The following is a 12,936-nucleotide window of genomic DNA, read 5'->3' on the forward strand; positions in this document are numbered from 1 at the left end:
GCCGATCAACTACCCCGGCAGGCGCCGACCAGGAAGGGGGTGAAAAATATGCCGAGCATTCGCGTCAAAGAAAATGAGCCGTTCGAAGTTGCTATCCGCCGCTTCAAGCGCACCGTCGAAAAGACTGGTCTTCTGACCGAGCTGCGCGCCCGTGAGTTTTACGAAAAGCCCACGACCGAGCGCAAGCGCAAGGCTGCCGCTGCCGTTAAACGTCAGCACAAGCGCCTCCGTAGCCTGACCCTGCCGCCGAAGCTGTACTGATCCAGTACGCTTCAGCACCAAAAGAGCCGCCAGCCTCAACAGCCGGCGGCTTTTTGCTTTAGAAAGTCGAACATGAGCCTAAAAGCCCGCATCACCGAAGACATGAAGGCCGCCATGAAGGCCAAGGAAGCGGCCAAGCTGTCCGCCATCCGCCTGCTCAACGCCGCCATCAAGCAGAAGGAAGTCGATGAGCGCGTCGAACTCGACGACGCCGCCGTCGCCGCTGTCATCGAAAAGCTCGTCAAGCAGCGCAAGGACAGCGTCACCCAGTACGAAGCCGCCAACCGCCAGGATCTGGCCGACGTCGAAAAAGCCGAGATCGACATCCTCTCCGCCTACCTGCCGGAAAAGATGAGCAGCGAGGAAGTCGCCGCTGCCGTCGCCGCCGCCGTAGCGCAAACCGGTGCCAAGGGCCCGGCCGACATGGGCAAGCTGATGGGCGTGCTCAAGCCGCAACTCGCCGGCAAGGCCGACATGGCCGAGGTCTCCAAGCTGGTCAAGGCCGCACTTGCCGGCTAAATCGGCACCATGATCCCGGAGTCGTTCATCCAGGATTTGCTGGCCCGGGTCGACATCGTCGACCTGGTGGACAGCTACGTACCGCTCAAGAAGGCCGGCGCCAACTACGCCGCCTGCTGCCCCTTCCACAATGAGAAATCGCCGTCCTTCACGGTCAGTCCGACCAAGCAGTTCTACCACTGCTTCGGCTGCGGCGCCCACGGCACGGCCATCGGCTTCGTCATGGAATACCAGGGCATGGGCTTCGTCGATGCCGTCAAGGAACTGGCCGGCCGCGCCGGCATGACCGTGCCGGAAAGCGAAGGGCGCAGCTTCAACGATGAGAAGCCCGGCCAGACCCGCAGCCTGATCGAGGTCATGGCCCGCGCTGCCGCCTACTACAAAGCACAGCTGAAGGCTTCGCCGCGCGCCATCGACTACTGCAAGAAGCGCGGCCTTTCCGGCGAAGTAGCCGCCCGCTATGGCATCGGATACGCCCCCGATGGCTGGCAGAACCTGGAAGCCGTTTTTGCCGATTACAACGCCGACGAACTGAAGGTCGCCGGCCTGGTCATCGAGAACGAAGCCGGCCGCCGCTACGACCGCTTCCGCGACCGGCTGATGATCCCCATCGTCAATCCGAAGGGCGAAATCATCGCCTTCGGCGGCCGCATCATCGACCAGGGCGAGCCGAAATACCTGAACTCGCCCGAAACGCCCCTCTTCGAGAAGGGCCGCGAACTCTTCGGCCTGCCGCAGGCCCGCCAGGCCTTGCGCGAGACGAACACCGCCATCGTCACCGAGGGCTACATGGACGTCATCGCCCTGTCACAAAATGGCGTCGGCAATGCCGTCGCGACGCTGGGCACAGCGACCACCCCGACCCACGTGCAGAAACTGCTGCGCCAGGTCGACCGCATCGTTTTCTCCTTCGACGGCGACAACGCCGGCCGCAAAGCCGCCTGGCGCGCGCTGGAAAACGCCTTGGAAGCGCTGGCCGACAATAAGCAGATCGGCTTCGTCTTCCTGCCGGCCGAGCATGACCCGGATAGCTTCATCCGCGCATTCGGCAAGGCGGAATTCGACCGTCTGGTCGCCCAGGCCATGCCGCTCTCCGACTTCCTGCTCAAGGAACTCGCCCAGCGCTGCGACCTGACCAGCTCGGAAGGCAAGGCCCGCCTGATCTACGAAGCCAAACCGCTGCTCCACAAGCTACCGACCCCGCTGCTCCGCCTGCAACTGGTCAAGCGCCTGGCCGAAGCGAGCGGCTTTGCCCAGGCCGAGGTCGAGCGCCTGTGCGAGCTGAAGTCCTACACCCCCCCACCGCCGCCCCGGGCGAAGCGCACCGCGCCATCGCTGACCCGTAACCTGCTGCGCATCATCCTGCACAAGCCACAGTGGGCCACCCGCCTGCCTACCGACCTGCTGCCCGACACGCCCGAGCGACCGGCGCTGCTCCGCCTGCATCAACTGGTTTCCGCCTATCCCGCGCTCGGCGGTTATGCCGTGCTACGCGAACAACTGCGCGGCCTGCCCGAGGAGAGCATGATCGAAAGCGCCGCCTCGGAACTTCTCGGCCTGCCGTTTGACGAAGAGGGCGCGGAAGCCGAATTTCGCGACACCCTGGAAAAACTGCAGGCCGGCAGCGAAAAACGGGCCTTTGACGAACTGCAGATGAAAGCCCAGCAATTCGGCGTCGCCGGCCTCTCTGCCGCCGAGAAACAGGCCTATATCCAGTTCCTGGCGGGCCGGTCAAAACGCAGCTAAGTTGTGGTAATATTTATGGTTTTCCAAAATTCTATGGATCGTGTTCATGGCTAAGGCAAAAGACACCGCTAAGGAAGCCCCGAAGGCTCGCGCCAGCAAGGCCAAGGAAAAGGCCGCCGAGAAGGCGCTGCTCCAGGGCCAGATGGCTGAAACCCCGGAACCGCTCGATGCCGAAGCGCGCAAGATGCGCCTCAAGGCGCTGATCAAGCTGGGCAAGGAACGCGGCTACCTGACCTACGCCGAAATCAACGACCACCTGCCGGATGATGTCGTCGACGCCGAATCGATCGAAGCCATCATCTCGACCTTCAGCGAAATGAGCATCCAGGTCTTCGACGAAGCCCCGGCTGCCGAAGACCTGCTGATGTCCGACACCGCTGCCTCGGCTGCCGATGACGAGGAAGTCGAAGCCCAGGCCGAGCAGGCGCTGTCCACCGTCGATTCCGAATTCGGCCGCACCACCGACCCGGTCCGCATGTACATGCGCGAAATGGGCTCGGTCGAACTTCTCACCCGCGAAGGCGAAATCGAGATCGCCAAGCGCATCGAGGAAGGCCTCAAGCACATGATCCAGGCCATTTCGGCCTGCCCGACGACCATCGCCGACATCCTCGACATGGCCGCCAAGGTCGAATCCGACGAGATGCGCATCGACGAACTGGTCGATGGCCTGATCGACCCGAACGCCGTCGAGGAAGAACCGGCTGCCGAGATGGCCGAGGAAGCCGAAGCGGCCGACGAAGATGACGAAGACGAGGACGGCGAAGGCGGCAGCGGTGGCGCCGCGTCCGCCTCGCTGCTGCAATTGAAGGCTGACGCCCTGGAGCGTTTCAAGACCATCAAGGGCATCCACGCCAAGATGCAGAAGGCGCTGAGCAGCAAGGGTTCGCAGGACAAGGCCTACCTCAAGCTGCAGAGCCAGCTTTCCGACGAGTTGATGAACATCCGCTTCACCTCGCGCTCCATCGAGCGCCTGTGCGACAGCGTACGTGAGATGGTCGAGCAGGTTCGCGCCTGCGAGCGCAAGATCCAGAACATCTGCGTGGATCGCGTCCGGATGCCGCGCCCGCACTTCATCCAGTCCTTCCCGGGCAACGAGATCAACCTCGACTGGGCCGACGCCGAGATCGCCGCCGCCCCGAAGACCTACGTCGCCATCCTGACCCGCAGCGCCCCGGACATCAAGGAAGAGCAGAAGAAGCTACTCGCCCTGCAGGACCGCATCGGCATCTCGCTGAAGGAACTCAAGGACATCAACAAGCAGATGTCCACCGGTGAAGCCAAGGCCCGCCGCGCCAAGCGCGAAATGACCGAGGCCAACCTGCGCCTGGTGATCTCGATCGCCAAGAAGTACACCAACCGCGGCCTGCAGTTCCTCGACCTGATCCAGGAAGGCAACATCGGCCTGATGAAGGCGGTGGACAAGTTCGAATACCGCCGTGGCTACAAGTTCTCGACCTACGCCACGTGGTGGATCCGCCAGGCCATCACCCGCTCGATCGCCGACCAGGCGCGCACCATCCGCATCCCGGTGCACATGATCGAGACGATCAACAAGATGAACCGCATCTCCCGCCAGATCCTGCAGGAAACCGGCGTCGAGCCGGATCCCGCGACGCTTGCCAAGAAGATGGACATGCCGGAAGACAAGATCCGCAAGATCATGAAGATTTCCAAGGAGCCGATCTCCATGGAAACCCCGATCGGCGACGACGATGATTCCCATCTCGGTGACTTCATCGAAGACCAGGCCACCCTGGCGCCGGCCGATGCGGCGATGTACTCCAGCCTGCGCGGCGTGACCAAGGAAATCCTCGACACCCTGACGACCCGCGAAGCCAAGGTGCTGCGCATGCGCTTCGGTATCGAAATGAACACCGACCACACGCTGGAAGAAGTCGGCAAGCAGTTCGACGTCACCCGCGAGCGCATCCGCCAGATCGAAGCCAAGGCCCTGCGCAAGCTGCGCCACCCGACCCGCTCCGACAAGCTGCGCAGCTTCATCGACAGCAACAACAACTAAGCTTTCCGGGCCTGTAGCTCAGTTGGTTAGAGCAGAGGACTCATAATCCTTTGGTCCACGGTTCAAGTCCGTGCGGGCCCACCAGTCAAGCCGAATGGCCTGCGAGAAATCGCAGGCCATTTGCTTTCCAGTCTTTTTATAATGGCTGTTTCGAACTGTCCGATGGAGATCGCCTTGCGCCGCCAACTTCCCGCCCTGCTCGCCCTGCTCCTGGCCACCGGAGTGGCCTTTGCCGACATCCGGATCGGCGTCATTGCCTCGTCGACCGGGCCAACGGCCGTGGTCGGCATTCCGCAGAAGCAGACGGTGGCCCTGTTGCCGACCGAGATCGGCGGGCAGAAGGTGGAGTACATCGTACTCGACGACGCATCCGACCCGACCAATGCCGTGACCAACGTCAAGAAGCTGATTGCCGAGCAGAAGGTGGATGCGCTGATCGGCCCGACGACGACGCCGGCGGCGCTCGCCATGCTCGATTTCGTGGCGGAGTCCAAAACCCCGCTGGTCACCACGGTCGGTTCGTCGGCCATCATCCAGCCGATGGACGACAAGAAGAAATGGGTGTTCAAGACGACGCAGAACGACGACCTGATCGCCGAAGCGCTGATCGAGCACATGACGGCGCATGGCGTGAAGACCCTGGGTTTCATCGGCTTCAACGACCCCTATGGGGAGAACTGGTTCAAGGTTTTCGGTGCCATGGCGGAGAAGGCCGGCCTCAAGCTGGTAGCCAGTGAGCGCTATAACCGTACTGATCAGTCGGTGACCGGCCAGGCCCTGAAAGTCATCGCCGCCCGGCCGGATGCCGTGCTGGTCGCTGCCACGGGCGGCCCGGCCGTCCTGCCGCAGACCAGCCTGCAGGAAAAGGGCTACAAGGGACGGATCTACCAGACGCACGGCGTGGCTACCAACGACTTCATCCGTATTGGCGGCAAGGCGGTTGAAGGCACGCTGATGGCCGGCGGACCGATGCTGGTCGCCTATGACCTGCCGGGCGGCAGCCCGATCAAGGCCGTCGCCCAGGGTTACATCAAGGCCTATGAGACGAAGTACGGGGCCGGCACGATGTCCACCTTCGGCGCCAACACCTACGACGCCGGCCTGCTGCTGCAGAAGGCCATCCCGACGGCACTGAAGAAGGCCAAGCCAGGCAGCGTGGAATTCCGCGAAGCCCTGCGCGATGCGCTGGAGCAGTCGAAGGAAGTCGTCGGCGCCCAAGGGGTATTCAACATGAGCGCCCAGAACCACAACGGCATGGACCAGCGCGCCCGCGTCATGATGACGGTCAAGGACGGCAAGTGGGTGCTGATCAAGGACTGAGGGCGCCGCGCCCGCCATCCTCGAAGCCGGCGATCAAGCCGGCTTTTTCTTGCCCAGCCGCCACAGCGAGGTGACTTCGGCGGCCCGCGCGGCATGCAGCGGGTCGCTTGCATCCTGCACCTTGGGGTGCTTGGGGCGGGTATCCAGGCGACCGAGCACCTGCAGACCGCCATCGGCAATCCACGCCATGAGTTGCTGACGCGAGCGCAGGCCGAGCAACTCGGCGATGTCGGAAATGATCAGCCAGCCCTCGCCCCCATCCGCCAGATGCGCCGCCAGGCCGGCCAGGAAGCCGCGCAGCATGCGCGAATCCGGGTCATAGACGGCGTATTCGACGGGCGAGGTCGGCTGGGCCGGTAGCCACGGCGGGTTGCAGACGACCAGCGGCGCCTTGCCTTCCGGGAACAGATCGGCCTTGATGACCACCACCTCGGCCGCCAGGCCGAGGTGCTCGATATTCTCCGTGGCGCAGGCGAGCGCCCGGGCATCCTGGTCGGTGGCGACAATCTGCTTGACGCCACGCCGGGCCAGCACGGCGGCGATGATGCCGGAGCCGGTGCCGATGTCGAAGGCTAGGTCGCCACCGGCCGGCAGCGGCGCCGAGGCGACCAGATCGACGTATTCGCCGCGCACTGGTGAGAAGACGCCGTAATGCGGATGGATACGCCCCTGTACGGCCGGCACCGGGACGCCCTTCTTGCGCCACTCGTGGGCGCTGATCACCGCCAGCAGTTCGCGCAGGGCGATCAGCGACGCCTCGCCGCCTACCTCGCCGTAGGCCGCCCGGCAGGCCTCCGCCACATCCTGCGCCCGACGCAGCGGGACGGTGTAATCAGCGTTCAGCGGCACCAGCAGACGATTGAGCAGCGCCGCGCGCTTGCCCTGTGTCTCGCGATGCCGGGCAAAGGCTTCGGCCGGCGTCTTCGGCGCCTTGCCGCGCGCTGCGCCGAAACGGCGGTCGGCACGTTTGGTTAGCGCCTGCATCAGGTGGCGGGCATTGACCCAGTCACCCCGCCAGAGCAGCGCCGTGCCGGCTTCGAGCAGGCGGTAGGCCTCGTCGGCCGCGGTCCGGTCATCGGCGATGCGGATGTCGGCATGCGGCGCGACGCCGGCTTCCGAACGCCAGCCGGCGACCTGTTCGCGACCGCCTTCCTGCCAGCGGATTTCAGGGAGTTGATTCGATTCCATGCCGCATTGTAGGGCACTTCCGGCGCGCCCTTTAGTCATACAATCCCCCGCTTCCCAGCCCAACACAGCAACCATGAAATTCGAAGGTACCGATAGCTACGTCGCCACGCGCGACCTGACCCTGGCCGTGAATGCCGCCGTCGCCCTGCAACGCCCGCTGCTCATCAAGGGCGAGCCGGGCACCGGCAAGACCCTGCTCGCCGAGGAAGTGGCGCGCGCCCTGAACATGCCGCTGTTCCAGTGGCACGTCAAATCGACGACCAAGGCCCAGCAGGGCCTCTACGAATACGATGCAGTGTCCCGCCTGCGCGACTCGCAGCTGGGCGACCCGCGTGTCGAGGACATCTCGCATTACATCGTGCATGGCGTGCTGTGGCAGGCCTTCGAATGCGATCAGCCGTCGGTGGTGCTGATCGACGAAATCGACAAGGCCGACATCGAGTTCCCCAACGACCTGCTGCGCGAACTCGACCGCATGGAATTCCATTGCTACGAGCTGCACCGCACCATCAAGGCCAAGCATCGGCCGCTGATCATCATCACCTCGAACAACGAGAAGGAGCTGCCCGACGCCTTCCTGCGCCGCTGCTTCTTCCACTACATCAAGTTCCCGGACCGGGAGACCATGCAGCGCATCGTCGGGGTGCATTTCCCGGTCCTCAAGCACGAACTGCTCAAGGAAGCGCTGGAGGTCTTCTTCGATCTGCGCGAGATACCCGGCCTGAAGAAGAAGCCGTCGACCAGCGAATTGATCGACTGGCTGAAACTGCTGCTCGCCGAGGACATCCCGCCCGAAGCCCTGCGCGCCAAGGATGCCAAGGACGCCATCCCGCCACTGCATGGCGCGCTGCTCAAGAACGAACAGGACGTGCATCTGTTCGAACGCCTGGCCTTCATGAGCCGCCGCAAGCCGTAAAACAATGCTCGTCGATTTCTTCCTGCACCTGAAGTCGCGCCAGTTGCCGGTGTCGACCAAGGAACTGCTGGCCCTGCTCGAAGCGCTGGAAGCCCGGCTGGTCAGCGGCAGCCTGGACGATTTCTACCTGCTGTCGCGTACCCTGCTAATCAAGGATGAAGCGCTGTACGACCGCTTCGACCGGGCCTTCGGCGAATACTTCAAGGGTATCGAGGCGCTGCCCGGCTTCGACGCCATGGTCCCCGAGGAGTGGCTGGAACTGGCGGCGCGCCGCCATCTGTCGGAAGCCGACCGCGCCCGCCTGCAGAAGCTCGGCTACGAGAAGGTCCTGGAGCAGTTGAAGGAACGGCTGGCCGAGCAGAAGGAGCGCCATGCCGGCGGCAGCAAGTGGATCGGCACCGCCGGCACCTCGCCTTTCGGCCACGGCGGCTACAACCCTGAGGGGGTGCGTATCGGCGGCGACTCGGTCGGCAACCGCACGGCGATCAAGGTCTGGGACCAGCGCGAATTCCGCAACCTCGACGACTCGGTCGACCTCGGCGTGCGCAACATCAAGGTCGCCCTGCGCCGGCTGCGCCGCTTTGCCCGCAAGGGCGCGGCGACCGAACTCGACCTCGACGGGACCATCGCCGGCACCGCCCGCAATGGTGGCTGGCTCGACCTCCACCTGCGCCCGGAACGGCACAACGCGATCAAGGTGCTGCTCTTCCTCGACGTCGGCGGCTCGATGGACGACCACATCCAGGCCTGTGAGGAACTGTTCTCCGCCGCCCGTGCCGAGTTCAAGCACCTCGAACACTTCTACTTCCACAACTGCGTCTATGAAGGCGTATGGAAGGACAATCGCCGCCGACACAGTGAAAAGCTGTCGACCTGGGATGTCATCCACACCTACGGCCCGGACTACAAGCTGATCTTCGTCGGTGATGCCAGCATGAGCCCCTACGAAGTCGCCCGTCCGGGTGGCAGTGTCGAGCACTGGAACGAGGAAGCCGGCGCCGTCTGGCTGCAGCGCCTGGTCGATGCCTGGCCACGTGCCGCCTGGCTCAATCCGCTGGCTGAAGCCTACTGGGGCTACACGCCATCGATCGGCATGATCCGGCAGGTCATCGGCAATGACCGGATGTTCCCGCTGACCCTGGACGGCCTGGAGCGGGCCATGCGCAGCCTGTCGAAATAGAGTGGAAAGCCGGCCGATAAGCCGGGTTCTGTTCCCCCCTTGCGGGGTTCGGCAATCATTCCTCTAGACCTGCCGTCACCGACAGGCTCAAGCAACCTACCCGGAAGCAGCGCGGGCCACGCCTCAGCTTCCCTATTTGGTCTTGCTCCGGATGGGGTTTGCCGTGCCGTCCGCCGTTACCGTGGACGCGGTGAGCTCTTACCTCGCCGTTTCACCCTTACCTGATCCCCTTGCGGGGCCATCGGCGGTTTGCTTTCTGTTGCACTTTCCGTCGCCTTCGCCTTGCGGCTTATAGCGCCCAGCCGTTAGCTGGCATCCTGCCCAGTGGAGCCCGGACTTTCCTCCCGATACCGAAGTATCCAGCGATTGCCTGGCCGACTTTCCGGGGCGGATTATACGCTGGCCGCGCCCATCCGACGGCGCGCCGGATGATCAGCAATTCCCCTTCTTGGCCTGGCCCGGCGGGCAGAAACCGCCATCGTGGCGCGGCCCCGGGCCATTGGGATCGACAACAACGCTGCCGGCCGGGGTATACACGGCACATCCGGCGAGCATCAGGCTGACGACAAGGGCAGTAATCAAGGCTTTCATGGTGCGCTCCATTGTGTTTGGCTGGGGAACTTCCTGATTATAGGGTGGCAACAATCCGGCAGCATCAACGGTCCCAGTACGGCGTCGGTCCAAAACGGTCGATCAGGAAATCGATGAAGGCGCGGACCTTGAGCGGCAAATGCCGGTTGGGCAGATGCACGGCATAAATGAAGCGCTCGGTCGGGACATAACCCGGCAGCACCTCGACCAGGCGCCCTTCCTGCAGATCCTTGCCGACGATGAAGGTGGGCAGCAAGGCCAGCCCCAGGCCGCCGAGCACGGCCTGCGACAGCGCCTCATCGTCGTTGATGCGCAGGGTGCCGGATACCGGGATCGAGACATCACCGTTGTAGCCGTTGAGATGCCAGACGCCCTGGGTATCGAGAAAAGTGTAGTCCAGGCAGTTGTGTTCGCCGAGATCCTCCGGCACCAGCGGAATGCCACGCCGGCTCAGGTAGGCGGGGCTGGCGCAGATTTTCCGGCGGATCGGCGCCAGCTGGCGGGCGACCAGGTTCAGGCCGGGCTCCCGGGTAATGCGCAGGGCGATGTCGTAGCCCTCGTCGGCCAGATCGACCAGGCGGTCGCTGATCGTCAGGTCCACGGTCAGGTCGGGGTAGAGCGCCATGAAATCGGGCAGCGCCGAGGCGACATGCATGGTGCTGAAGGCGACCGGCGCGCTGATCTTCAGTTTGCCGCGCGGTTCCTGATGCAGGCGGGAGATGGTCGTGTCAGCCTGGCCCACTTCCTCAAGGATGCGGTCGCAATGCTCGAAATAGGCTTCGCCGACATCGGTCAGACTCAGGCTGCGCGTGCTCCGGTGCAACAGCCGGACACCGAGCGAACTCTCGAGGCGGGCAATGGCCTTGCTGACCCGCGACTTGGAGACATCGAGCCGCCGTGCCGCTTCGGAAAAGCTCCGGACCTTGACCACATGGGCAAAGAACAGCATGTCATTGACGTCGTGCACCGCGCGCCCCGATTGTTATCAAAATGGAAACAGTTTTATTCGAAAAGAGCGGCTTATCAAGCCCTGCATCCAACTCTATTATCGTAGCCTCAATCAACGGCCGAAGCTGCTTTCTCAAAAAACATCTTAAAAATCACTGAGAATGCCCATCATCAGCTCACTTGCCAAGGCCGTTGGCGCAATCGACTGCGCCCTTTTTCATACCCCCAGAAAATTCTGCACCAAGTCAGGGCATTTATTGTTGCCATCTGACTATCAATTTGCGCTCACCAACCCGGGCAAAACACCCCGGATTGCGCGCAGTTGCAGACGATTCACCACATGACGAGCCAAGGAAGAGACGATGCGATACAAGAATTTTGAGGATTTCATTGGGCAAGTAGCCAACCGCAACCCGGGCCAGCCGGAATTTCTGCAGGCGGTGACCGAGGTCATCGAGAGCCTGTGGCCCTACATCGCCCAGCACCCGAAATACGCCGAACACGGCCTGCTCGACCGTCTGGTCGAACCCGAACGCGTCATCATGTTCCGCGTCTCCTGGGTCGATGACCATGGCGATGTCCAGGTCAATCGTGGCTACCGCATCCAGCACTCCTCGGCCATCGGCCCCTACAAGGGCGGCCTCCGCTTCCACCCGTCGGTCAACCTGTCCATCCTCAAGTTCCTGGCCTTCGAGCAGACCTTCAAGAACGCGCTGACCACCCTGCCCATGGGGGGCGGCAAGGGGGGTTCCGACTTCGATCCGAAGGGCCGCAGCCCGGGCGAAGTCATGCGCTTCTGCCAGGCCTTCGTCAGCGAACTGTTCCGCCATGTCGGTTCCGATACCGATGTGCCGGCGGGCGACATCGGCGTCGGCGGCCGCGAGGTCGGCTTCATGGCCGGCATGTACAAGAAGCTGGCCAACCGCGCCGACTGCGTGTTCACCGGCAAGGGCCTGAGCTTCGGCGGCTCGCTGATCCGTCCGGAAGCCACCGGCTACGGCACCGTCTATTTCGCCGAAGAAATGCTCAAGCAGCAGGGCCGCAGCTTCGACGGCCTGCGCGTCAGCGTCTCCGGCGCCGGCAACGTCGCCCAGTATGCTGTCGAGAAGGCCATGGCGATGGGTGCCAAGGTGGTCACGGTGTCCGATTCGAGCGGCACAGTGATCGACGAGAGCGGCTTCACGCCGGAAAAGCTGGCTGAACTGATGGAAGTGAAGAACCACCTCTACGGCCGCGTCAGCGATTACGCCCAGCGCGTCGGCGCCACCTTCCAGCCGGGCGTCCGTCCCTGGCACGTGCCGGTCGACGTCGCCCTGCCCTGCGCCACGCAGAACGAACTGGACGGCGAGGATGCCAAGACCCTGCTCAAGAACGGCGTGATCTGCGTGGCCGAAGGTGCCAACATGCCGTCGACCGCCGATGCCGTGAGGGTTTTCGAAAGCAACGGCGTGCTCTACGCCCCGGGCAAGGCGAGCAATGCCGGCGGCGTCGCCACCTCCGGCCTGGAGATGAGCCAGAACGCAATGCGCCTCTCCTGGCAACGCGACGAGGTCGATTCCCGCCTGCACGAGATCATGTGCAACATCCACGAAGCCTGCCTGGTCTATGGCCGCGACGCCAACGGCAAGGTGAGCTACGTGAATGGCGCCAACATCGCCGGCTTCGTCAAGGTTGCCGACGCCATGCTGGCCCAGGGTGTCATTTAACCAGCCGATCGCCACTGACTGACGGAGGACTGCCATGTTCCACGAATATCGCGACCTGATAACCGAACTGAAGACGAGCGACCGTTACTTCCAGAACCTGTTCGAGAAGCACAACACGCTCGACCAGAAGATCAAGAACATGGAAGCCCACCTGGAACCGGGCACACCGGACGAGATCGAGGTTCTGAAGAAGAAGAAGCTGGCCATCAAGGACGAGCTTTACACCCTGCTCCAGAAAATCAGTCTCAGCCGCGTCAAGGCCTGACGCGGCATGAGGTCAGGACATCGCCAGGCGACCGCATCAACCGGCCAGCACTATGAGCGCCATCCGGTCAGCTGCGACATCGAGGGCGATGTCTACTCCGGCCACTACTGGGTGGCTGGCATGATCCTCGTCGTCTCCACCGCGACCGGTGGCACCAGCCGGCAGCTGGCTGGCCAACCACCGGCCGTGTTGGCCAGAACCCTGCTCAGGGAATTCATTCTGGCCAGGCGCGACAACCCGGCCGCCCTTTCCGGCCAGGGTTGACGCACCACG

13 protein-coding genes, 1 tRNA gene and 1 other RNA gene are annotated in these 12,936 nt (G+C 63.4%); 11 read left to right on the forward strand and 4 right to left on the reverse strand.

Features of this window, described 5'->3' with window-relative positions; genetic code table 11:
* Positions 1-48 precede the first annotated feature (48 nt).
* The 6 genes from rpsU to K420_RS0101830 all read left to right on the forward strand — a co-directional run bounded on the left by rpsU (position 49) and on the right by K420_RS0101830 (position 5,869).
* Positions 49-261 carry a 30S ribosomal protein S21 gene (rpsU, locus tag K420_RS0101805; RefSeq protein ID WP_027456542.1) on the forward strand — a complete coding sequence of 71 codons (213 nt, stop codon included), beginning with the start codon at positions 49-51 and terminating at the stop codon, positions 259-261.
* 72 nt (positions 262-333) lie between these two features.
* Complete coding sequence (locus K420_RS0101810; RefSeq protein ID WP_027456543.1) at positions 334-780, forward strand: GatB/YqeY domain-containing protein; 447 nt, start codon at positions 334-336, stop codon at positions 778-780.
* A 9-nt stretch (positions 781-789) separates the two neighbouring features.
* Entirely contained in the window at positions 790-2,526 is a 1,737-nt protein-coding gene (dnaG, locus tag K420_RS17845; RefSeq protein WP_035854394.1) for a DNA primase, read from the forward strand.
* Positions 2,527-2,572: 46 nt separating this feature from the next.
* Positions 2,573-4,549 (forward strand): RNA polymerase sigma factor RpoD, encoded by a 1,977-nt coding sequence (gene rpoD / locus K420_RS0101820; RefSeq protein WP_027456544.1) that lies wholly within the window; start codon positions 2,573-2,575, stop codon positions 4,547-4,549.
* A 7-nt stretch (positions 4,550-4,556) separates the two neighbouring features.
* Positions 4,557-4,633 (forward strand) — tRNA-Ile (locus K420_RS0101825).
* Positions 4,634-4,711: 78 nt separating this feature from the next.
* The gene (locus K420_RS0101830; RefSeq protein WP_035854395.1) at positions 4,712-5,869 is read left to right on the forward strand and encodes an ABC transporter substrate-binding protein; all 1,158 of its coding nucleotides are present in this window, start codon (positions 4,712-4,714) and stop codon (positions 5,867-5,869) included.
* Between the two features lie 33 nt (positions 5,870-5,902).
* On the opposite strand, the gene K420_RS0101835 is transcribed toward K420_RS0101830, so the two are convergent.
* The gene (locus tag K420_RS0101835; protein ID WP_051452909.1) at positions 5,903-7,057 is read right to left on the reverse strand and encodes a methyltransferase; all 1,155 of its coding nucleotides are present in this window, start codon (positions 7,055-7,057) and stop codon (positions 5,903-5,905) included.
* 73 nt (positions 7,058-7,130) lie between these two features.
* Between K420_RS0101835 and K420_RS0101840 the strand changes: the two genes are divergently transcribed.
* A complete protein-coding gene (locus K420_RS0101840; RefSeq protein ID WP_027456547.1) occupies positions 7,131-7,973 on the forward strand; it encodes an AAA family ATPase in 843 nt (280 codons plus the stop codon).
* Positions 7,974-7,977: 4 nt separating this feature from the next.
* Positions 7,978-9,153, forward strand: a complete 1,176-nt coding sequence (locus K420_RS0101845) for a vWA domain-containing protein (RefSeq protein ID WP_027456548.1) — start codon at positions 7,978-7,980, stop codon at positions 9,151-9,153.
* A gap of 1 nt (position 9,154) precedes the next feature.
* Here K420_RS0101845 and rnpB read toward each other — a convergent pair.
* From rnpB to K420_RS0101855, 3 genes are all read right to left on the reverse strand, one after another.
* Positions 9,155-9,535: RNase P RNA component class A (gene rnpB, locus K420_RS19920), an RNA gene on the reverse strand.
* 50 nt (positions 9,536-9,585) lie between these two features.
* Positions 9,586-9,744, reverse strand: a complete 159-nt coding sequence (locus tag K420_RS20675; RefSeq protein ID WP_088177856.1) for a hypothetical protein — start codon at positions 9,742-9,744, stop codon at positions 9,586-9,588.
* A 64-nt stretch (positions 9,745-9,808) separates the two neighbouring features.
* Positions 9,809-10,711: a LysR family transcriptional regulator gene (locus K420_RS0101855; RefSeq protein ID WP_027456549.1), complete on the reverse strand. Its 903-nt coding sequence runs from the start codon at positions 10,709-10,711 to the stop codon at positions 9,809-9,811.
* A gap of 343 nt (positions 10,712-11,054) precedes the next feature.
* Between K420_RS0101855 and gdhA the strand changes: the two genes are divergently transcribed.
* From gdhA to K420_RS0101870, 3 genes are read left to right on the forward strand one after another with little or no spacing between them, the layout of a single operon-like run.
* Positions 11,055-12,398, forward strand: a complete 1,344-nt coding sequence (gene gdhA, locus K420_RS0101860; RefSeq protein WP_027456550.1) for an NADP-specific glutamate dehydrogenase — start codon at positions 11,055-11,057, stop codon at positions 12,396-12,398.
* A gap of 34 nt (positions 12,399-12,432) precedes the next feature.
* Positions 12,433-12,663 carry a YdcH family protein gene (locus K420_RS0101865; protein ID WP_027456551.1) on the forward strand — a complete coding sequence of 77 codons (231 nt, stop codon included), beginning with the start codon at positions 12,433-12,435 and terminating at the stop codon, positions 12,661-12,663.
* Positions 12,664-12,669: 6 nt separating this feature from the next.
* Positions 12,670-12,927, forward strand: a complete 258-nt coding sequence (locus K420_RS0101870) for a hypothetical protein (protein ID WP_027456552.1) — start codon at positions 12,670-12,672, stop codon at positions 12,925-12,927.
* The last annotated feature ends 9 nt before the right edge of the window (positions 12,928-12,936 follow it).

The organism is Dechloromonas agitata is5 (assembly GCF_000519045.1).
GTDB lineage: Bacteria > Pseudomonadota > Gammaproteobacteria > Burkholderiales > Rhodocyclaceae > Azonexus > Azonexus agitatus.